We start from the raw sequence: 20,815 nt of genomic DNA, 5'->3' as shown, positions 1-20,815 counted from the left end.
CTAGGAGTTCAACACTGCGCGGAATTCTTCGGCGTCAACCTCCTCGGTGGTCGCTGGGTTAAACGCAGCATCCTGGGTCTTGTCCACCAGCACCGCGCGCACGCCTTCGGAAAAATCGGGACGGCGGTACATGTGCATGCCCAGCTTGAGCTCCAGTAGGAGGGCCTCGCGGATATCGTCGACAGCAGCCTCCGCCTCATAAAGCTCATTGGCCGCAACGATGGCGGCTGGACAGGCGGCGGCCATGAGGCGGCGTACTTCGCCGGCAATGGTTGGGCGCTTGTCGAGCTCTGCGGAAATCTCCTCCCACGTCGGCAGCGCGAAGGTCTCCTCCAAGTCTTTGGCTACCTGCTCCAACGGCGCCGGCTGTTGTGGTGCCGGCAAAGCTAGATCCTCCAGTGCGGCGTCGATGCCCCGCTCGATAGCTGCCTCAATCAACTCAGCGGCATCCTTAACCACGTGGGTTGCGACTCCCGTCCACAGCATGTCCGCGGCATACATGCGGTAGCCGCTGAGCCCCCAGAATTTTGCCAAGCCCGGCGAAGCTACTCCGCGTGTGCCCACCATGCGCTGCGCTGCATAGGCCACTCCCACGTCCGTGACGTAGCCGATATTCATCTCCGGCATCGACGCGAAGGCCTTCTCAGTTACCACGCGGTGCGAACCATGCATGGAGATACCCAATCCACCACCCATCACAACCCCGTCGATGACGGCAATATAGGGCTTCGGGAACTCGGCTATATCACCGTTGGTGAGGTACTCGCTGGCGAAGAAGGCATCGACTTCCTCCAACTGTCCTTCCGCGATTCCCTCACGGGCGTGGCGCACATCGCCACCGGCGCAAAAGGCTTTGGGGCTGTTGGAATGAATCAGGACTTGCTCAATCTCGTCATCCTGCGCCCACGCTTCGAGGGAGCGGCGGATGATGTCAATCATCTCCGGGTTCAAAGAATTCAGAGCCTTCGGGCGATTGAGTTCAAGGACTCCGGTACGGTTGCGGACAGAAACGAGTACTGGATCAGTCATAGTCATGCGCACCAGTGTTCCATATCACAAATGTTTCAGCCACCTATTTTTGGCGCTACCTTGGACATGGTTTCTGCTTTTAGCCCAACCCGTTTAGATTGGTGTGACTTTTTTGCTCCCACAACTTGTTGCTCTTGACATGGACGGCACGCTCCTCGATGACCACGGCCAACTACCAGCGGACTTCGCGGAGCTGCAGGAGCTTGCCGCGCACCGTGGATGCGAGCTAGTTCCGGCCTCAGGGCGCCAACTGGCAACACTCAAGCAGATGTTCCCGCAAGGTGAAACCTTCATCGCTGAAAATGGCTCAGTAGTCATGCGTGGTGGCGACATCATTGCGACATTCCCGCTCCCAGAAGCGACCGTGCACTCAGCACGCGAGGCCTCAGCAGCCATGGATGTGGAGCACACCGTGGTGCTGTGCTCACCTGAAACCGCCTATGTCGGGCGGGATGCATCCGATGCAGCCTGCGCAGAGATCTCCAAGTACTACAAGGCGGTCACGTGGGTCGATGACCTAGACGCCGTCCCCGATAGCAACATCATCAAGATCGCCATCTTCTGCGAATCCGGTTCAGAGGCACACATCTACAAACCCATTGTCCGCGCTGTCCCGGAAGACAACGTGGCGGTATCGGGCAAAGTCTGGCTCGATGTCATGGCTCGCGGCGTGGATAAAGGTGCAGCCTTAGTCAAGCTCGCTGAACTCGCCAACGTACCCATCACCGCCACCGTGGCCTTCGGTGACTACCTCAATGATCTCGAAATGCTGCGCGCTGCCGGGACAGCCGTCGCGATGGAGAACGCACATCCGCAGCTGAAAGACCTAGCGGACATCATTGCCCCTCCCAATACTGACAACGGCGTCAGCACCGTGCTTCGCCAGCTTTTGCGCACCTAACACGCTCCCCTGACTCCTTGACCGACTAGCCACGCGCACAGAGTAGGATTACTCGGGTTACTAAGCCTCAGTATCCGAACCACGGTGTCTACCTGCGGAGTGTGAAGTGAAGAAGTTTTTGCGGTCGATGGTGTCACGCTTGGCAAAAGGCGAATCATCCACATCGAGTTCCACTCCGGACTCCCCTTCCGCTTCACAGAAGCCTTCTTCAACGTCGACTACTGCATCTAAAGTCTCAGCCGCGTCTACTAAGTCCACTACGGCTGTCAAGCCCTCATCGGCTTCTCCTTCCACCGCACCTACTGACACCACGAAGCCTGGAAAGTCGACCTCACCCGCCAAGCCCACCACCTCGGATAAAAGCGCTACGCCCAGAGCTCAGCGGCCCAGCACTCAGCGCCCAGCCGCGCGGCCTGGCCGCGTGCGCCCACGGCCAGCGGAAGACTTCACCCTGGACTTGTCGCCGAGCGCCCTTCCCAAAGCTGCGGCGGTGAAGAAGGCCAAACTCGTCAAAGCCCGCGAGGAGGCTGACGTAGTCTCGACTGGCCGCCGCGGCCCACGACGCACCGTCCCTCGCCGCCCGATCACGCAGAGCCCTGCCCCGCAGAAAACAGGTTCTGAGCAGCAGAACAAGACTTCTGTTCCGGGAAACAAGGTCTCGGAGACCAGCCGTGCCAGCAAGACTCCGGCCGCCACACCAGGTTCCCAGCCCGCTGCGGCAAAGTCCCCTACAGCTGCCACAACACAGAAGCCTGCCTCGACTCCGGCACCGGCTGCACACAAAGAAAAGACTCCCAAGCCTACTAAGAATCCTGCACAGGGCGAAGAGCGCCAAAAAGCCCAGCGCACTGAGGCCATCAAGGCCGAGGCACCTGAACAGACCAAAGAACCGGGAAAGGGAAAAAAGAAAAAAGAAACCGCCGGGCCCGAGAATGAGATTTCGCGGGCTCTGGCTCGTCGCTCACAGTCCGTCGGGGTACTGAGCACAAAACAAGAAAAGCGCCGTTCAGCAAAGCGGCCAGTAGCGAAAGAATCCACTGCTGCTGCGGCGGCTCCGGCAACTGCAACCGCGGCAGCGGTAGGCGCCGCAACGGCAAGCGCGACGTCCGCCACTGCGGCTACGGCCCCCGCCACGGCTCCTGCCGCTGCCAGTGCATCCGCCCGCAGCACAGCCGCCCCGTCTACAACTTCACCTGCAACCAAACCACGCCGTCGACGCGCCCGGCTGCGTCAAGTACCGGGCTTGGATGGTCTGCGTGGTCTCGCGGTGATCGCCGTAGTGATCTATCACTTCTTCGGGGATATCCTCCCCGGCGGTTACCTCGGCGTGGACATGTTCTTTGTCCTTTCCGGCTTCCTCATTACCTCGCTGCTGGTCCGTGAATTCAACGCGACTGGGCGCATCAGCCTCAAGGATTTTTGGATCCGCCGTTTCCGGCGCATTCTCCCCGCCGCCCTCGTGGTCCTCTCGATATGTACTGCGATTGTGGCCCTCATCGGCGGCGACCTAGCAGTAGGCATCCGCCAGCAATTCTTGGGCACCTTTTTCTTTGTCAACAACTGGACCCAAATCGCCACCAGCCAAACCTACTTTGCGCCAAATGAAGTGCAGGTCTTCGCGCACTATTGGTCCTTGGCCGTCGAGGAACAGTTCTATCTGATTTGGCCCCTGCTGATGTTTGGCATCTTTGCCATTTCCCGCCGCAAGCCCAAGCGTCTGCCCATCGCGGTATCGCTGATCCTCACGATTGCTTCGGCCGTCGCGATGGCGCTCATCTTCACCCCGGGCGAGGATCCCACCCGTGTGTACTACGGAACCGATACCCATGCCTTCGGTCTCCTCATTGGCGCAATGTTGTCCCTGCTTTTGACCTCCACCGACAAGGACGTCGACGCCGACTCTTGGCCGGCAGCAAACAAGGGCACTCTTGCCGGTGCCGTTGGAACTCTCGCACTAGTTGCTTACCTTGCCCAACTGGTATGGATGGGCGCGGACCGCGAATTCACCTACCGCGGTGGTTTGGTCCTCACCAGTGTGCTCGGCGCGGCGATGATTTGGGGAGTGGTGCGGGAAACCGGCCCCCTCACCTGGATCTTCCGCACCCGCGTGATGCGCTGGCTGGGACAGCGTTCCTTCTCTTTGTACCTCTGGCACTGGCCGGTAGTCATGATTGTCCACGCGCTGTCCGATGCCCCTTCGTGGCTCCTGGGTCTCCTTTGCCTTCCGCTGAGCTGCTTGCTGGCAGAGGTGACCTACCAGTTTGTAGAAAACCCCTTCCGCCGCGCCGGATTCCGCCCCACGTGGCATGCCTATTGGTCGGCACGCCCCAGCATGGAGGAGATTAAGGATGGCTTTGGCAAGGCCCTGTGGCCTGCAGTCCCCGTCATCGTCGTGCTATCTCTGCTCGGTGTGGGCTATGCCCTGGTGACCTCGGAGGATAAGAGCGAACTAGAGCGCGAGCTCGAGCGCATGGCGCAGTCCAACGAGCAGGCTGCTAGCTCCGCTCCGGCACAGCCCTCGGAAACTGCAAAGCCGAAGGAGAAGCGCGCGATACCCACTGGCAACGAAATCAGTGCGATCGGTGATTCTGTCATGCTTGCTGCTTCCGAAGCACTTAGTGAGCGTTTCCCGGGTATCAGTATCGACGCTGCTATCTCCCGCCACTATTCGGCAGCCCTGCCCGTGGTTCAGGGGCTGAAGGATTCCGGGCAGTTGCGCTCCACCGTATTTATGGGCTTGGGCACCAACGGAGCTACGTTTGAGGGCCAAATGGACGAGCTCATCGACATCGTTGGCTCCGAGCGCACACTGGTCCTCGTGTTGCCTTACGGTGAGCGCGATTGGATGGGGCCGGCGCGCGCCGAAATCATCGAGGCCGCAACGACGCACGACAACGTCTATATCGCAGACTGGTGCGGAGTAGCGCAGGAGAATCCTGCCATGCTTTACGACGACGGTGTACACCCGCTACCCGAAGGCGCGCACCTGTACGCGGATGCTCTGTACGCCGCCCTCGAACAGTACGCAGACGGGGAGAAGAACCTCACTACAGTGTGCTCCAGCTAAGCGACAAAGACCTAAGAATCACGAAAAGCCGCCCAGCTTCACAGCTGGGCGGCTTTTGTTTAAGCATGCGGTTTAGACCGAGAATTCAGCCATCTTATCCCACTCCGTCTTACCTGGAATGGAAGTATTGATGATGTCCGGGGTCTCCACCAGGTACTTCGGGAACTCCTCGCAGGAGCGCTTGAAGTGCTCGGTGTTGACGTGGTCGACGTCAGTGCCATCCTTGTAGGACTCAAGCAGCAGGAAGCGCTGCTTGTCTTCCGGATCGCGGAACCACTTGAAGTCGATGCAGCCGGGCTCTGCCTGGCATGCTTTGGTGTACCAGTCAATCTCGTCCAGGAAGGTATCCGCGTACTCGGGCTTAACGTGGAACTGTACGTTGATCAAAATCATGTGCCCCACTGTAACGCTCTCCACGAAAACGTGCAGAAGGCCCTGCCTGAGGCGGCAGGGCCTTCTGCTAGGGCGGCTTTCATAAACCGCGCGGCGGCTTAGTTGAAGAAGTACTCCGCTACGTAGACGTGGGTGCCATCAAAGGCCTGGGATACGCCGAAACCGGTGCCATCGGTCTTGGTCACGGGCACGTCGCGGTTGAGCCAGTTCACGCGGTCCTTCGCTTCCGACTCAGTGAGCTTGTAGATGTTGCCGCTGCCCTCTTCCAGGTGAGTCAGGCCATCGCCAACATTGTCTTGGAAGGTGACCTTGCCAGCCGCGGCCTGGTTTGCCCACTCCTGGGCAATGTTCTTGGCGTTGGCATCCTCGTGGTGGCCCTGCTTCAGCAGGTGGGCGTGGGTTGCACCAACGAGCTCATTTGCCACGGCCGGGGTCGGCTTCTTGATGAAGCCTGGCAGCTGGACGTTGTACTGCTTGGCCAGGTCATAAGCCTGCGCTGGCAGCTCGATTTCAAAAGAATTGATCTGCTCAGCAGCCTGTGAGGACAACTGGTTCAGTTCCTGCGGCTGTGCGGAGGAAAAGTTGGCCGGGGCGGCCTGGGCCGCGGAGACCGACAAAGCGGCGCTAAGGGATGCTGCCACGGCGGCAGTAGCGGACAGGCGGGAAACACGACGGAAGGAATTCATGCCTTCTATCGTGCCATACAACTGCGAGCGCAGTGAAGGTCTGCTCGGCTCTAGGGGATTTTCGATACCACTTTGTTATCCCCTGCCGGCGTCAGCGCCACGACGTGAAAGAATGACCGAAGGCTAGCTTTCACAATTATTCGAAAGGTTGATCACTGTTGCTGGACGTCTTAACCGGCTTCGCCATCATTTTTGTGGTTATCGGGGTGGGCTTCTTCTTGGCTCACCGAGGCGTTATTGGCGAGGGCGAGGCGCGCCTGCAGTTCAACCGCACAGCGTTCTGGGCAGCCACCCCGGCGCTGATATTTTCCAGCGTGGCCACCTCAGATACCTCTGCCTTCACCTCTCCCGTTGTCGCTGTCATTGCGATTGCTTCAGTCACCACGATGGCACTGTATGGGTTGCTCAGCGCACTGTTCTTCCGGCGAAGCGGAGCAGAAACGATGGCCGGTGCGGCAGCGGCAAGCTATTACAACTCCGTCAACATTGGACTGCCCATCGCGACCTATGTCATCGGTGATGCCACCTTTGTGGTGCCAGCACTCGTACTCCAGATGGCGGTACTCTCCCCCTTCATCATCGCCGGCCTCAACGCTCAGGGGACAAGCCTGCGTTCGATCGCCAGCTCCGTGGTTTCCGGACTTACGGCACCTGTCGTCATCGCGGCCATCGCTGGCTTCATCGTTTCTGCGGCTGGCTGGCAGGTCCCCGATGTCATCATGGCGCCCCTCGAGATCCTCGGTGGTGCTTCCATTCCGATGATCCTCATGAGTTTCGGAGCCTCCCTTACAGGTAAAGGGTTGCTGACCAACGACCGCCTGCCGACGATTACCGCCACGGTTCTTAAGCTCATTGCCATGCCAGCCATCGCCTTAGCGGCAGGCCTAGCCTTGGGGCTGAGCGGCAACGAGCTTTACGCAGCGCTCATCTTGGCCGCGCTTCCGACCGCGCAGAACGTCTACAACTATGCCGCGACCTACCAATCGGGAGAAACGGTGGCGCGCGATACGGTCTTCCTCACCACCTTCCTCTCCCTGCCGGCCATGCTGGCTATCGCCGGGTTCTTTGGGTAGGGCTAGGCCAAACCGTCAAGCACTAGCCTTCGAGCTTCTCCCCCAGCTCCAGCCACTCCATCTCGAGTTCTTCGCGCTCGGCGGCAACGGCTTTGAGCTCGGTGTCGAGCTTCGCTAGCTCACCACTGTCCCCCTCACCAGAGGACATCTTCTCCGCGGCTTGTGCCATCTTTTCATTCAGCTTCGCGGTCTTGTCGTCGAGCTTGCTCATCTTGCGTTCCAGCGCATTCATTTTCTTGGTCAGCTCGCGCTCTTCCTGAGAGCTCAAACGCTTGGTCGGGGCGGCTTCCGCGCTTTGTTCGTCGGTGTTCTTGGAGCTCTCCCCCAAGTCGAGAACGCCGCGGGCGGTGGCAGCTTCCATTTCTTGGCGGCGACGCAAGTATTCCTCAATGCCTCCCGGCAGGTTAGTGAGCTTGCCATCCCCAAACAGCGCATACGTGTTATCGGCGATGCGCTCGATGAGGTAACGATCGTGGGAAATCACCACCAGGGTGCCGGGCCACGAATCTAGAAGAGACTCCAGCTCCTGAAGAGTATCGATGTCGAGATCGTTCGTGGGCTCGTCGAGAAGCAGCACATTCGGCTCTGCCATGAGCACGCGGGTCAGCTGCAGGCGGCGGCGCTCACCACCGGAAAGATCGCCGACCGGCGTGCGCTGGCGCTTGGCGGAAAAGCCCAGACGCTCAGCCAGCTGAGAGGCGGAGAGCTCCTTCTTTCCCAGGTGGACGTAGGTGGCGACGTCCTCGACGGCGTCGAGAAGCCGGCGCTGCGGATCCAAGTCATCGAGTTCTTGGCGAAGCCAGCCCAGCCGCACGGTCTTGCCCTCGATGCGCTTGCCGGCGGCGAGCCCTACTTCACCCGCAAGGGCGCGCAGCAGCGTGGTCTTGCCCGAACCGTTAACACCGACGAGGCCGATGCGCTCGCCCGGCGCCAGCCGCCAGGTGAGGTGATCCACCAGCGTGCGGCCATCCGGGGTTGTGACCTTGGCATCCTCAAGCTCAATGACGACGCGCCCCTGGCGCTGCTTAGAGAAGGCCATGAGCTCAACCTTGTCACGCGGCGCAGGAACATCCGCGATGAGTGCCTCAGCCGCCTCAATGCGGTAGCGCGGCTTCGAGGTACGGGCCGGTGCCCCGCGGCGCAGCCACGCCAGCTCTTTGCGCGCCAAGTTCTGCCGGCGCTGCTCGATAGCATCAGCTTGGCGGGCACGCTCGGCGCGGGCAAAGGTCCAGTCGTTATAGCCACCCTCGTAAGCATCGACGACACCATCGTGCACCTCCCAGGTCGTGGTGGCGACGGTGTCGAGGAACCAGCGATCGTGCGTGACGACGACGACCGCCAGCTTGCGCGAAAGCAAGTGGCTGGCCAACCATTGCACGCCTTCGACGTCAAGGTGGTTGGTCGGCTCATCGAGCACCACAATATCGAGGTCTTGAACAAGTGCGGCGGCCAGGTTGACGCGGCGGCGCTCACCACCAGAGAGCGAGCCCACAGGGGTGTCTAGCCCTAGGTCAACGATGCCAAGGCCACCGAGGACATCACGCACCTTGGCATTAGACGCCCATTCGAATGTCTCCAACCCAAGCGGCTCGATGATGACCTGGGCGATGGTGAGCGACTCCTCCAGCTCAAAGCGCTGGGTTACCACCGCCATGCGCAAATCCGAATTGTGGGACACACGGCCCGAGTCCGGGGATTCGATGCCGGTGAGAACTTCCAGCAGCGTGGTTTTGCCGCCGCCGTTGACGCCGACGATGCCGATACGATCACCGGTTTGCACGCCGAGGGAGACCCCGTCCAGCAGGGTCTTGAGACCAAAGGACTTGGTTACATTTTCAAGGTTAATGAGGTTCGCCATATCGAGAGTTCATCTTAGTGTCTCAGCGTGGCTGAACGAAGAACGCAGCCGCTGCCCCTACAACAGGGTGGCGCCTGACGCCGGTCCCGTGGTTACTAGGCCATTGGTGCCGCGGTTATCGGCGCAGACCTGGGCCACTACTTCCTGCGCGGTCTCCTCATCTTCACAGAGGAAGGCACAGGTTGGCCCAGAGCCGGAGACAATCCCCTTGAGGGCGCCGGCGGCCTCACCAGTATCAAGAATCTTGCGCAGGTCTGGGCGTAGCGAAAGGGCTGCCGGTTGGAGGTCGTTGTGCATCACCGCGGCGAGCTCGCGAGGGTTGCCGCCCACGAGGGCTTGCCCCACGGCTTCAGTGTCGAGGTGCGGTGTGCTTCCCCGGCCGGCAGCGCGCAATTCGTCCAGCTTGCGGAAGACAGAGGGCGTTGACAAGCCCTCCGCATTGGTGATGATTGCCCAGATATAGCGCCCACGCGAGAGCATCGGCGTCAAGAGCTCGCCGCGCCCGCGCCCCAAGGCCGTGCCACCCATGAGGGTAAAGGGAACGTCGGAACCCAGCTCCGCGGCAAGCTCGTAGAGCTTCTCCATACTGAGCGGCTCGCGGCCAAACTCGGTACCCAACGCCTGATTAGCCAGAAGCAGGGCTGCGGCGGCATCGGCAGAACCGCCAGCCATGCCGCCGGCGGCCGGGATACTCTTTTCCATCGTGAGCGTTCCAGCAGCCGGCAGCATGAGGTTCTGTGCCACCAATTCCACCGCGCGCCAAGCCAGATTCTCGGTCGTTGCCGGAACGCCCTTCGCATGGTTGCCGGTGACTTCCACGGTGCTTCCCTCGCTCCAGCGGTAGCTCACGCGATCGTGCACGTCGAGAGACTGGAAGACGGTAGCTAGCTCGTGGAAACCATCCGCGCGGGCCTCACCGACGCCCAAGTGTAGGTTGACCTTGGCGTGGGCGCGCGCCTGCCAAAGCTGCGGGGACTCGTTTACCGTCTTGCTCATGAGACTTCCGCCAATCGAACGAAGTCCTCCACGCCCAGCTTCTCACCGCGCAGGCGCGGATCGATTTCCGCCGCGCGTAACGCCTCCTCTGCTGCCGCGGCGGAACCATAAAAGCCCGCTAAGGCGGCGCGAAGCGTTTTGCGGCGTTGGGCAAAGGCGGCGTCGATCAGCGCAAAGAGCCGTGGTCGCAGCTCCTCGTCGAAAGGGCGGGTGCAGTCGATACGCACCAGTCCTGACTCGATCTTGGGTGCCGGCCAAAACACGTTCTTGCCAATCGTGCCGGCTTGGCGGACGGGGCCATAAAAAGATGCTTTCACACTCGGTATGCCATAGACCTTGCTGCCCGGCACGGCGGCGAGGCGTTCAGCTACCTCCAGCTGCACCATGACCAGAACACGGCGAATCGATGGGTAGACCTCCAACAGGTGGAGCAGCACCGGCACCGCCACGTTATAGGGCAGGTTGGCCACCAAGGCGGTCGGCTCCCCCAGCTCCCCCGCCTCAACGGTGAGTGCATCCTTCTCCACCACGGTGAGGCGCTCCGCAAAGTCGGCCGCCCGCGCGGCCACAGTGTCCGGAAGCTTGCCTGCCAGACGCGGGTCAATCTCAACTGCCGTGACGTGCTCCACCTCCCCCAACAGCCCCAAGGTCAGCGAACCCAGACCAGGGCCGACTTCCACCACGCGATCCTCCGGACTCAGGTCCGCAGCGGCAACAATGCGCCGGATGGTGTTGGGGTCATGGAGAAAGTTCTGGCCCAGCTTCTTCGTCGGCGTCACATCGAGCTCAGCGGCGAGCTCGCGGATTTCCACCGGGCCTAGCAGGTGGGGTTGTGTCATGTCATCCAGACTAATACGCGCGGCTCGGAAGCTTTAGCGCAGACCAAGCTTCGAGGTGCAGGCGGGCCATGCACCCCAGCCCTGTGCAGCCTGAACCTTCTGGGCCACAGCAATCTGCTGCTCGCGGGAGGCCTGCCATGCCTGCGGGGCGTACTCGGTTCCGCCAAAAGCAGCCCAGGTCGACGGGGTGAACTGCAGACCACCGGAGAAACCGTTGCCGGTGTTGATGGACCAGTTGCCGGTAGCTTCACACTGCGCCAGGGCATCCCACACGGAGCCCTCGGCAACGGCCGGGGCGGTGGACTTGGGCTTGGTGCCGCGCGCGATCACGGCGGCGACGGCCTCATTGCGGACGTCTTCCTTGATGATCTCGTTGGACTCTTCCTTACCGTTGACCTTCACAATCTTGCGGGTCACGGTACGGGAACCAGGGGTGCCTTCCTCGCGGACTTCCTCGGTTCCCTCTTCCAACTCAGGATCGTCGACAAAGTCGGCGGGGGCATCGAAGTCTTCGGTCTTTTCTTCCTCGGAAATCTCGACGCGGTCCACAGTGATGGCCGTGCCGGCCTTAACCGGGGTATCCAACGCTGGGGATACTCGGTCATCCTTGCCCACGGAAATTCCACGGGCTTCCAGCACGTCTTCCACGGTTTTAGCGGCAACGCTGGCGTAGGAGACGGAACCGCCGTCAGAAATCTTGATGATCTTCGGGGACGTAACCTCAAGGTTCATGCCCTCAGTCACCGTTTCATCCTCCTTCACGGTCTTGGAGCCGGAAGTGATGGCAGCTCCCGGGGCGATACCATCGAGGCCGCCCAATAGGTCAGAGACCGTGAGTTCAGTGGAGGAAAGCTGCTTTTCAACACCATCGATGGTCACCGCAACCGGCTTAGCGGTACGAACGGTGATCGAATCACCGTCGGAAACCTGCTCTGACAGTGCGGGATAAACAACGTCTTCTCCCCCGACGTTGACGCCCGCAGCTTCGAGAGCGGCGTTGACATCGCCAGCGAAGGTAGCCAGCTCGGTGGTCTCACCATTGACGTCGAGCGTGATGTCCTTCTGGGCACCAACGGCAACAACACCACCCACGGCAAGGGTGCCGAGCACACCGCCGGTGGCCATGCGCAGCGGCAAGGAGCGGGAGTTATTGATTCGCTTGATCTGCTTCTTCGGGGACATAAACCTTTACTCGTCTCTGCGATGCTGTGTGCACGAAAGGCAGCTTCCTACCTTTGGCACCTGTCATGGCGCACTCTGGGCGCGCCGGCCGGCAACATCAAGGCCGGACTAACTTTGAATAACGATACGGTAACAGAACTCAACGATCGAGACGTATTTACACGCCAGGACCACTAGCAACACACTTGCCACAACAAGCACGCACGCCACCTATGAGCAGCACTTTTGCGTTGGGTGAGAATCGTCACACTCCGAAGACCTGCGCGAAGGTATCAGTCACCTCGGCAGCCAAATCCTCCACCTTTTGACCGCGCGCTTCGGCCACGCAGCGATAGGTGTGCCCGATCAAGGATGGTTCGTTGCGCGCACCGCGGAAAGGCTCCGGTGTCATATACGGCGCATCCGTCTCAATGAGCAGTTGGCCGGCTGGGGCAAGCGCTGCGGCCTGGCGCATTTCTTCGTTGCGCTTGAAAGTCACATTGCCAGCGAAGGAAAGAACATAACCGCGCTCAAGGGCTTCTTTGGCTACCTCCAACGGTGAAGAGAAACAGTGCAGCATCACCTTCGGCGCCTGGGCGCACTCCCCCAGTACGCGCATAAGATCTTCATCAGCCTCACGATTGTGGATCATCAGTGTCTTGCCCACCTTCGCCGCCAACTCGGCGTGCCAGCGCAGCGCTTCCTCTTGGACCTCAAGGGGTGCGGTGCGCTCCGGCTCGTGGTGAATCCAGTAGGTATCCAACCCCGTTTCCCCAATGGCCACGCAGCGTGGGTCCGCTGCCATCTCGATCAGGCGCGCGCGGGCGGCCTCATCGAGTTCTTGAGCCTTCGTCGGGTGAATCGCGCAGGCCGCATACACGTTGTCGAACTCGTGTGCTGCGGCCAAAGCCTTCTCCGCCTCGGCCAAACCATCACCCACGGTGACGATGCGCTCAACTCCAGCAGCATGAGCGCGGGCAACAAGGTCAGCGTCGGCGTCGCGGCAGGAGGCGAGGTGCGTATGGGCGTCGATAAGCTGGCTCATACCTTCGGCGGGCACGGGCGTGGGGCGTGGCTTCTTCTTAGACATGGCTGCGAGTGTAGTCACCGACTTAGGCCAGCCCCTAACGCTGAGCTATCAAGTTGCATGAGAAGTTCGGCTTTGCCACTGTAGGAACGTTAAAAGAAGTCAGCCGCAAAGCTGGGCGCTGGATAGACCTCACCCACTTGCAACTCATGGTTTAAGGAACATCATGCACGTTCGTCCCGCAGAGCTTGCCGACGCCCCCGCAATCTCCGCCATCTACAATGCCGCCTCCGCTGCGAAGCCGGCCACTAACCTCGTCACCTGGCAGGAGTCCGTAGAGGACCGCGAAAAGTGGCTCGCGCAGATGGAGGAGGAAGGTTTTCCCGTCTATGTGGCCGTGGACGACGACGAAATCGTTGGCTGGGCCGCCTACTTCCAGTTTGTCACCCCGGCTATCTACTACGGCACGGCGGAGGACTCTATCTATATTGCGGAGTCTGCGCGCGGCAAGGGCGTGGGCAGCGAGCTCATGGACACGCTCATGGATCACGCGAAGGAAAATGACTACGTGGAGACGATGATTACCTACATCGTGGACACCAACGAGTCCTCCATTGCTCTGCATAAGAAGTTTGGCTTCGTGGAGACCGGCCGCATGCCCAATATCCACACCAAGGATGGTGTCCGCCTCGGTCTGGTGCACCTACAGCACGACTTCGACCGCCCCTAAAGGATTGACGCCCCACCCCAGCGACGGCACTGTCTTACGCCCCGCCTCAGTGACGGCACTGCCATTGTTGCCAAAGATCTGGCCAGATCTTGAGGCAAAGCGGGAAACTTTGGCAACAACGGCGACTTCGGCTTAAACAACTTATCCTGCGCTACGCGGTCACAGACGGCAAACGTGTTAAGCCGACGCTGCCTGAAGCGGCACAATATCGTCCAACTCAGCAAGAATTTTGTCTTCTGCGACATCCAAGTCGTAGTGAGTCTGCAGCCCGAGCCAAAATTGTGGGGACATTCCAAAGTACTTGGCAAGGCGAAGAGCCGTATCGGCGGTAATAGCCCGCTTTCCGTGGACGATTTCGTTAATACGTCGAGGCGGGACCCCTATCGAAACAGCGAGTTTGTGTTGGGTAATCCCCATGCCCTTGAGAAAGTCCTCCATAAGGATTTCACCTGGGTGCACCGGGGGGAGCTTGTTAGTGGTAGTCAACGATCTCAACCTCCTCTGGCCCTAAAGCGGTCCACCGGAAGCAGATCCGCCATTGGTCATTGATACGAATACTATATTGACCCCGCCGATCGCCCTTCAAAGCTTCGAGCCTATTTCCTGGAGGAATCCGAAGCTCATCGAGCCTCTGAACGTAGCCCAATTGCCTCAGCTTGCGAAGAGCTACCGAGTGAATACGTGAATCAATCGAGAGCACCCTCTCTCGATTCCATAGACGCTCAGTGGCCCTATCCGCGAACGACTGAATCATAAACGCACCATACCCCCTTATAACGCAACACGTCAATAACGCGAGACGTTAACTCTATCTAACGTTGTAACCCAAAAGCTACCCCAACTGTCGAGAACCGGCTAGGCAGCGAGCTCGTCGTCGATGTAGACACGCGTCGTCGCACGCAGGCCCGCGACTAGCATGCACAAGCTGAGCACCATGAGTCCAATAAGCACAGCGGTCCAATCGCCGGTGGCCCCGCGCACCACTCCCACGGACAGCGGTACCAGGCCCGCTAGGATGTAGCCGCCCGGCTGAACGAAGCCGGACAACCGCGCGGTCGTCAGCGCGCTCCGCGTGCGGGCGGTGAGCAGCGCCAGCGCCAGCGGGAAACACATGCCGCCGATCCCCATGAGGCTGGCCCAGGCCAGCGGGGCGGCGTCCGCAGCCACGAGAACCCCACCCCACCCAGCGCATGTGCATAGCGCCAGCACAATAGGTACGGGTGTGAGGCGGTCCAAGCGAGAAATGAGCCACGGCATGACAACGCCGCCGGCAATGTTGAAGACACCGATGACGGCAAGTGCCACGCTGGCGGTGTTCTCACCCACGCCTTTTTCCACCAGCATGCGCGGTAGCCAGCCCATCTGGACATAGGCCATGGTGGACTGCAATCCAAAGAAAAAGAGCATGGCCACCGCTGTGGGCGAGGTGAACATGGGACGTTGCGCGCCCGCGCCATCAACCGTTCCGTAGGCGACGTCCCTTCCAGCTTGCGGAAGGACCACTATCCAAGCCACTAACTGGGCAATGGCGGGAAGACACCAGATCCACAACGCACCTTGCCACGATTTTTGTGTCACCGCGGACAGCGGGCCGAAGGCGCTGGAAACGCCCAACATCGTCGTGTAGGTGGTCATCAGCGCCACCAGCGTGCGGCCCGACCCATGCTGCTTGATCCATGCGGGAAGCAGCACATTTGCCAGCGCGATGCCGGCAACAACGCATAGGGTAAGCGCTACGAAAAGCGAAAAGCTACTTACCCATGGACGCAGGCCAAGCCCCACGACCAAGGCCAGCGTGCCGCCGGCCAAGGTACGGCTTAGCCCCACGCGGCGCGCGAGGGGAACCGCTGCCAAACCCATGGCCGCGAAGCACAGCCCCGGAAGTGCGGTAAGCAAACCCGCCTGGCCGGAGCTAATCCCGAAGAAGTCCTGGATCTGCCCCAGCACCGGTGCCACGGAGGCAATGCCCGAACGCAGGTTTAGCGCGGTCAGACAGACAACGACAAAGAGTAGGACGGGCGCCAGGGAGCGCCGAAACGCCGAGCCCACGCCTTTACTTCTGAACCGGGGCCCACTCTGGGCCGGTCTCACCGAGCTCCGGATCGAGCTTAGCCACCAACGGCTTCGGCTTCTGCAGCGCAGTACCCGGAGTAATGTCGACACGCTTCCACGCAGCCTGCTGCGCCGAGTAGTCACCGGTGATGATCGGGTAGGGATGGTTCTCCGGCGGGAGGTCTACGCCAACGAGCTCGACCGGCATATCATCGACCACGTCCTCAATGCGCGGCTGTGCGGCCCAGACGCCCTCACGCCCCAGGGTCTCGTGCACTTTCTGTGCGGTGAAGGGTAGGAACGGAGTCAGCATCACGTTGCAGTCGGAGACCACCTGCAGTGCGGTCCACAACACGGTGGCCAGACGCTCCCGCTGAGTCTCATCCTTGGCCAGCTTCCACGGCTCCATCGCAGCAACGTAGGCATTGGCCTCGCCGACGACGTGCATGATGGCGGTCATGGCCTGCTTGAACTTGGACTGCTCGAGGAATTCCGCGGCGGTGGTGAAGGTCTCCTCCGCCAGCGCCAGTATGTCCTTGTCTGCCGGCTCCAGCGCCGCAGGAGCCGGGACCTCGCCGAAGTTCTTGTGGGCCATCGACACCGTGCGGTTGACCAGGTTGCCCCAGCCGTTCGCAAGCTCGTTGTTGATGCGGCGCACGAACTCATCCCAGGTGAAGTCGGTGTCGTTGTTTTCCGGGCCAGCCACGGCAATGAAGTAGCGCAGCGCATCCGGGCCGAACTCCTCCAGGAAGTCCTTGACGTAGATAACGACGCCCTTGGAGGAGGAGAACTTAGAACCAGACATGGTCAGGTATTCCGAAGACACAATCTCCGTCGGCAGGTTGAGCTCACCATAGGTGTGCAGCTCACCGCCCTTGGAGCCTTTGCCCGCGTAACCCAAGAGTTCCGCTGGCCAGATTTGGGAGTGGAAGGTGATGTTGTCCTTGCCCTGGAAGTAGTAGTGACGCGCCTGCGGGTTCTGCCAGTAGTCCTTCCAGGCCTCCGGGTTACCGGTACGGTGGGCCCACTCGATGGAAGAAGACAGGTAACCAATCACCGCGTCGAACCACACATAGAGCTTCTTCGCGCCGTTGTCCTCCCAGCCTTCCACCGGGATGGGAATACCCCAGTCGATATCGCGGGTCATGGTGCGCGGGCGCATATCCTCCAGCAGGTTAAGGGAGAACTTGAGGACGTTCGGGCGCCAATCCTCACGGGTCTTCAGCCACTCTTCGAGGACGTCCTTGACCGCAGGCAGGTCCAGCAGGAAATGCTCGGTATCGATGAACTCTGGGGTTTCACCGTTGATCTTGGACACCGGGTTGATGAGATCTACCGGATCGAGCTGGTTGCCGCAGTTATCGCACTGGTCACCGCGCGCGCCTTCGGCGCCACACAGCGGGCAGGTGCCCTCGATATAACGGTCGGGCAAGGTACGGCCCGTGGACGGCGAAATAGCGCCTTGGGTGGTCTCCTTAAGCATGTAGCCGTTCTCGTACAGCCCCTTGAACAGCTCCTGCACCACGGCGTAGTGGTTGCGGGTGGTGGTGCGGGTAAAGAGATCATAAGACAGGCCGAGCCCAGCCAGATCAGTGACAATCTGACGGTTGTAGCGATCCGCCAGTTCACGAACCGTCACGCCTTCCTTATCCGCTTGCACGAGCAGCGGGGTGCCGTGCTCGTCGGTACCGGAAACCATGAGGACGTCGTTGCCACGCATTCGCTGGAAGCGGGCGAACACGTCGGAAGGAACGCCGAAACCCGCCACGTGTCCGATGTGGCGGGGTCCGTTGGCATAGGGCCAAGCAACATTAACGACAACTGTCTCAGTCATGGCCTCTACTCTATCGAACACCCCCTCACCGGCAATGCAGTGAGGGGGTGTATCAGAGAAATGCTCGCGCCAGAACTAGCTCTTGTTGCTGTGCTGGCGGCGGCGGGCCTTGAAGGCCTGTTCGCGCTGGAACTCGCGGTGCAGGCGACGCTCACGCGCCAGCTTGCGCTGGAAGGCCTGGGACTCGCGGTACTCGCGGTAAATCACGTCGTTACTCAAGTCCTTGAAAATAGCGAACATGAGTCCAACGAGGATAAAGAGGAATGGCAGTGCTGCCACGATGGTGACGTTCTGCAGGTTCGATAGGGAATCCTCGCTCGACAGCAGCAGGGTCAGGCCGACGGCTGCAGTGAGCACACCCCACGCTGCGGATAGCCACGGCTTAGCGGTGGTTGCACCGGACTGGGACATCGAGCCCATGACTGTCGACGCCGAGTCGGCCGACGTAATAAAGAACGTAGCCAGCAGCAGAGCGGCAACGATGCCTGCAATGAAACCACCAGGCAGGTTCTGCAAAAGGTTGAACAGCTCCTGCTCGGCAGATTCACCGGAGATAGAGTTGCCCTTCTGCTCCATGTGAATAGCGGTACCACCGAAGATGGCAAACCACACAGTGGAGACACCAGCCGGGACGAGAAGCACGCCAACGCAGAACTCGCGGACGGAACGACCACGGGAAATGCGGGCGAGGAACATACCCACGAACGGCGACCAGGAAACCCACCAAGCCCAGTAGAAGATGGTCCACGTCGACAGCCACTCACCAGCAGTTCCGTTGTCAGACTCGGCGGTACGAGCGATCATCTCAGTGAAGTTCGCCAGATAGTTACCAATGGAACCCGGAATCTGGTTCAGGATCGACACCGTGGGGCCAAAAATGAACACGAAAATGGCCAGCAGAGCCGCCAGAACCATGTTGGTGTTGGACAGGTACTGAATGCCCTTACCCACGCCGGACATGGCAGATAGAAGGAAGGCCAAGGTCAAAACGAGAACGATGCCGATGACGACCTTCTGAGTCGGGTTCTCAATGATTCCGGAGGCTTCCAACCCGGCCTGAATCTGCATAGCGCCCAGTCCCAGTGAACATGCGGTACCGAAGACTGTGGCAAAGATGGCCAAGATATCAATGATCTTGCCAACGAAGCCATCGGCCGCGCGCTGACCGATCAGTGGCACGAAGGCTTGACTTAACAGCTGCTTACGGCCGATACGGAAGGTGGAATAGGCAATGGCGAGACCCACGATGGCATATACAGCCCACGGGTGCAGGGTCCAGTGGAACATGGCCGTGGCCATCGAAGTTCCTACCTCGTGCTCGCTATGGCCTGGGACACCGTTCTTAAAGTAATTAAGTGGCTCGGATGCGCCGTAGAACATCAAGCCGATGCCCATGCCGGCCGCGAACATCATCGCAATCCAAGAGACCGTGGAGAATTCCGGCTCTTCGTTGATCTTGCCCAAGCGAATGGTGCCGAACTTAGAAGCAGCAATGCAAATAACAAAAATAACGAAGATGGTCCCGAAGAGCACATAGGCCCATCCAAAGTTATTCACAACAAAGCTCAGCGCGTTACCAGAGAAGGAAGCAAAGCTCTCCGGCGCTGCCAAGCCCCATGCCACGATGGCAGCGATGAGCAGACCGGCGAACCCCACAATGGTCCAGTCAATCGGTGAATCGATGCCGCCGGGCCCAAACTCGTCGGTTTCTTCTTGTTCTTCTACTGGGGTAGCTGCAGCCGCAGGATCGAACGCCTTGTTGGTGAGCATATCCTGGAGCTGGCTCGTGGCTGAGGATGCCTCGAGGCGCTCGTCGACAGTGCGGTAGTCCTCCACCGCCGCCGGCGAGCTCTGTTCTTGGGAGGCAGCCGAAGACACCTCCGTGTCCTTCACATTGTCTGAATTGGTCGAGTCTGTCATACCTACCGACCTTGGTGCTGTCTCATCAACTAGTCAAACTAAATCAGAAACAAAAAGACTATTCGCCACATGCATTTCGGGCATATAGCGTTCCTCAAGCATCTGTCACGAGCTTCTTTACGCGACCGTTATTCCACTGCAACTGCCGGTTCTGTACCGCAACTGTGCAGCTTGCCAGCTTGTTCGAAGGCATTTCGGAGATATGACACCCCTACCACGCATGCCGCGGCCACGCCGGGCGACATAACGATGCCATAACGATTCCCGCGAAAGAGACGGCCATCACTTGTTCTTATTCGTGCAGCTCAGCCACGGGCCGCAAGGTAGGCATCATAAAGCTCACGATTGGACCACGCCGTTCCCGCGGCGGCTTGCTTGCAGGCATCCTTGGCCCGCACGCCGCGTTCAACCTCTGCGCGGACCTGCTCCACGAGGGTCTCCAACGACACGGGTGCGGCATCACCGCCCTCGATCACTACGGTGATCTCACCCCGCGCATTCTCTTGCGCCCATTCGGCAAGCTCGCCCAAGCAACCACGCTTAATCTCCTCATATGTCTTCGTCAGCTCGCGGCACACTGCAGCGCGACGGTCGGCGCCGAGGATCTCTGAGGCGTCGCCAAGCGTCTGCGCCAAACGGTGTGGGGACTCGAAGAAAGCAATAGCGCGCTGCTCCCCCACCAAGGACTCGAGCCACGCCTTACGCGGGCCGGGCTTGCGCGGCGGGAAAGCATCGAAGAGAAAGTGGCCTACCCCTAAGCCCGACAGGGCGAGGGCAGTCGGCACCGCAGAGGGCCCGGGGAAACACGTCACGGGCACGCCCGCCTCCACGGCGGCGGTCACGATGGAGTGCCCCGGATCAGAAACTACCGGCATGCCGGCATCCGACACGACAAGTACGGTTCCCGTCTGGGCAGCGGCGACCAACGTGCGTGAGCGCTCCTCCTCGTTGTGGTCGAAGTTGGAGACCACCTTGCCGCGGATTTCTACTCCTAACGCCTGGGCCAAGTTGCGGACACGGCGAGTATCCTCCGCGGCAATCACATCTGCGTGGCCCAAAGCGTGCATGAGACGGGCGGAAGCATCACCGGGATTTCCCAGCGGGGTGGCGGCGAGGATGACACCGCGGGGCAGGGGTTCAAGCTGAAGACTCATACTCCCCAGCATTGCACATGCAAGCTAGACTCTTCCGGGTGAGTACCGCAACCCCTACAGATCGATCTGGCCGCCGCAAGCGCACGCGCCCCTCC

Annotated in this window: 19 protein-coding genes and 1 pseudogene; 5 read left to right on the top strand and 15 right to left on the bottom strand. The window is 60.3% G+C overall.

Annotation, left to right across the window (positions count from 1 at the left end; translation table 11 throughout):
• Window positions 1-1,035 carry an enoyl-CoA hydratase/isomerase family protein gene (locus tag QP363_RS06310; protein WP_070646166.1) on the bottom strand — a complete coding sequence of 345 codons (1,035 nt, stop codon included), beginning with the start codon at window positions 1,033-1,035 and terminating at the stop codon, window positions 1-3.
• Window positions 1,036-1,132: 97 nt separating this feature from the next.
• On the opposite strand from QP363_RS06310, the gene QP363_RS06305 reads away from it, so the two are divergent.
• Window positions 1,133-1,930 (top strand): HAD family hydrolase, encoded by a 798-nt coding sequence (locus QP363_RS06305; protein WP_284763468.1) that lies wholly within the window; start codon window positions 1,133-1,135, stop codon window positions 1,928-1,930.
• 60 nt (window positions 1,931-1,990) lie between these two features.
• Here QP363_RS06305 and QP363_RS06300 read toward each other — a convergent pair whose 3' ends face one another.
• Window positions 1,991-2,272 carry a hypothetical protein gene (locus QP363_RS06300; protein ID WP_201828478.1) on the bottom strand — a complete coding sequence of 94 codons (282 nt, stop codon included), beginning with the start codon at window positions 2,270-2,272 and terminating at the stop codon, window positions 1,991-1,993.
• Window positions 2,273-2,420: 148 nt separating this feature from the next.
• On the opposite strand from QP363_RS06300, the gene QP363_RS06295 reads away from it, so the two are divergent.
• Window positions 2,421-4,997: an acyltransferase family protein gene (locus QP363_RS06295; protein ID WP_284763467.1), complete on the top strand. Its 2,577-nt coding sequence runs from the start codon at window positions 2,421-2,423 to the stop codon at window positions 4,995-4,997.
• 72 nt (window positions 4,998-5,069) lie between these two features.
• Here QP363_RS06295 and QP363_RS06290 read toward each other — a convergent pair whose 3' ends face one another.
• Together QP363_RS06290 and QP363_RS06285 are read right to left on the bottom strand one after the other, a co-directional pair.
• Window positions 5,070-5,390 (bottom strand): putative quinol monooxygenase, encoded by a 321-nt coding sequence (locus QP363_RS06290; RefSeq protein ID WP_070447180.1) that lies wholly within the window; start codon window positions 5,388-5,390, stop codon window positions 5,070-5,072.
• Window positions 5,391-5,488: 98 nt separating this feature from the next.
• Window positions 5,489-6,076 carry a hypothetical protein gene (locus QP363_RS06285; protein ID WP_284763465.1) on the bottom strand — a complete coding sequence of 196 codons (588 nt, stop codon included), beginning with the start codon at window positions 6,074-6,076 and terminating at the stop codon, window positions 5,489-5,491.
• Between the two features lie 158 nt (window positions 6,077-6,234).
• On the opposite strand from QP363_RS06285, the gene QP363_RS06280 reads away from it, so the two are divergent.
• Entirely contained in the window at window positions 6,235-7,149 is a 915-nt protein-coding gene (locus QP363_RS06280) for an AEC family transporter (RefSeq protein WP_070447185.1), read from the top strand.
• A 22-nt stretch (window positions 7,150-7,171) separates the two neighbouring features.
• On the opposite strand, the gene QP363_RS06275 is transcribed toward QP363_RS06280, so the two are convergent.
• From QP363_RS06275 to QP363_RS06255, 5 genes are all read right to left on the bottom strand, one after another.
• Window positions 7,172-9,007: an ABC-F family ATP-binding cassette domain-containing protein gene (locus QP363_RS06275; RefSeq protein ID WP_070447187.1), complete on the bottom strand. Its 1,836-nt coding sequence runs from the start codon at window positions 9,005-9,007 to the stop codon at window positions 7,172-7,174.
• 57 nt (window positions 9,008-9,064) lie between these two features.
• Window positions 9,065-10,003: a 4-(cytidine 5'-diphospho)-2-C-methyl-D-erythritol kinase gene (locus QP363_RS06270; RefSeq protein ID WP_216379885.1), complete on the bottom strand. Its 939-nt coding sequence runs from the start codon at window positions 10,001-10,003 to the stop codon at window positions 9,065-9,067.
• Window positions 10,000-10,842 carry a 16S rRNA (adenine(1518)-N(6)/adenine(1519)-N(6))-dimethyltransferase RsmA gene (rsmA, locus tag QP363_RS06265; RefSeq protein ID WP_284763463.1) on the bottom strand — a complete coding sequence of 281 codons (843 nt, stop codon included), beginning with the start codon at window positions 10,840-10,842 and terminating at the stop codon, window positions 10,000-10,002. Before rsmA ends, QP363_RS06270 begins: the two co-directional genes overlap by 4 nt.
• 33 nt (window positions 10,843-10,875) lie before the next feature.
• Complete coding sequence (locus QP363_RS06260) at window positions 10,876-12,024, bottom strand: resuscitation-promoting factor (protein WP_070646153.1); 1,149 nt, start codon at window positions 12,022-12,024, stop codon at window positions 10,876-10,878.
• A gap of 244 nt (window positions 12,025-12,268) precedes the next feature.
• A complete protein-coding gene (locus QP363_RS06255; RefSeq protein ID WP_070447195.1) occupies window positions 12,269-13,093 on the bottom strand; it encodes a TatD family hydrolase in 825 nt (274 codons plus the stop codon).
• Window positions 13,094-13,140: 47 nt separating this feature from the next.
• On the opposite strand from QP363_RS06255, the pseudogene QP363_RS06250 reads away from it, so the two are divergent.
• Both QP363_RS06250 and QP363_RS06245 read left to right on the top strand, forming a co-directional pair.
• Window positions 13,141-13,248, top strand: a pseudogene (locus QP363_RS06250) (N-acetyltransferase family protein); the annotation flags it as partial.
• 8 nt (window positions 13,249-13,256) lie between these two features.
• Complete coding sequence (locus tag QP363_RS06245) at window positions 13,257-13,760, top strand: GNAT family N-acetyltransferase (protein WP_070646150.1); 504 nt, start codon at window positions 13,257-13,259, stop codon at window positions 13,758-13,760.
• 177 nt (window positions 13,761-13,937) lie between these two features.
• Here QP363_RS06245 and QP363_RS06240 read toward each other — a convergent pair whose 3' ends face one another.
• The 6 genes from QP363_RS06240 to rsmI all read right to left on the bottom strand — a co-directional run bounded on the left by QP363_RS06240 (window position 13,938) and on the right by rsmI (window position 20,720).
• Window positions 13,938-14,198: a HigA family addiction module antitoxin gene (locus QP363_RS06240; RefSeq protein ID WP_070447199.1), complete on the bottom strand. Its 261-nt coding sequence runs from the start codon at window positions 14,196-14,198 to the stop codon at window positions 13,938-13,940.
• A gap of 34 nt (window positions 14,199-14,232) precedes the next feature.
• Complete coding sequence (locus QP363_RS06235; RefSeq protein WP_070565735.1) at window positions 14,233-14,514, bottom strand: type II toxin-antitoxin system RelE/ParE family toxin; 282 nt, start codon at window positions 14,512-14,514, stop codon at window positions 14,233-14,235.
• A gap of 101 nt (window positions 14,515-14,615) precedes the next feature.
• Window positions 14,616-15,809, bottom strand: a complete 1,194-nt coding sequence (locus QP363_RS06230; RefSeq protein WP_284763457.1) for an MFS transporter — start codon at window positions 15,807-15,809, stop codon at window positions 14,616-14,618.
• 4 nt (window positions 15,810-15,813) lie between these two features.
• Window positions 15,814-17,646, bottom strand: coding sequence for a methionine--tRNA ligase (metG, locus tag QP363_RS06225; RefSeq protein WP_070646144.1), 1,833 nt, complete (start codon window positions 17,644-17,646; stop codon window positions 15,814-15,816).
• 75 nt (window positions 17,647-17,721) lie between these two features.
• A complete protein-coding gene (locus QP363_RS06220; protein WP_070447206.1) occupies window positions 17,722-19,566 on the bottom strand; it encodes a BCCT family transporter in 1,845 nt (614 codons plus the stop codon).
• Window positions 19,567-19,871: 305 nt separating this feature from the next.
• Window positions 19,872-20,720 (bottom strand): 16S rRNA (cytidine(1402)-2'-O)-methyltransferase, encoded by an 849-nt coding sequence (rsmI, locus tag QP363_RS06215; protein WP_070447208.1) that lies wholly within the window; start codon window positions 20,718-20,720, stop codon window positions 19,872-19,874.
• Between the last annotated feature and the right edge of the window lie 95 nt (window positions 20,721-20,815).

The organism is Corynebacterium sp. UMB6689 (assembly GCF_030215295.1).
GTDB lineage: Bacteria > Actinomycetota > Actinomycetes > Mycobacteriales > Mycobacteriaceae > Corynebacterium > Corynebacterium aurimucosum.
The sequence above is the reverse complement of the archived record's forward strand: the minus strand, read 5'-3'. Positions and strand labels throughout refer to the sequence as shown.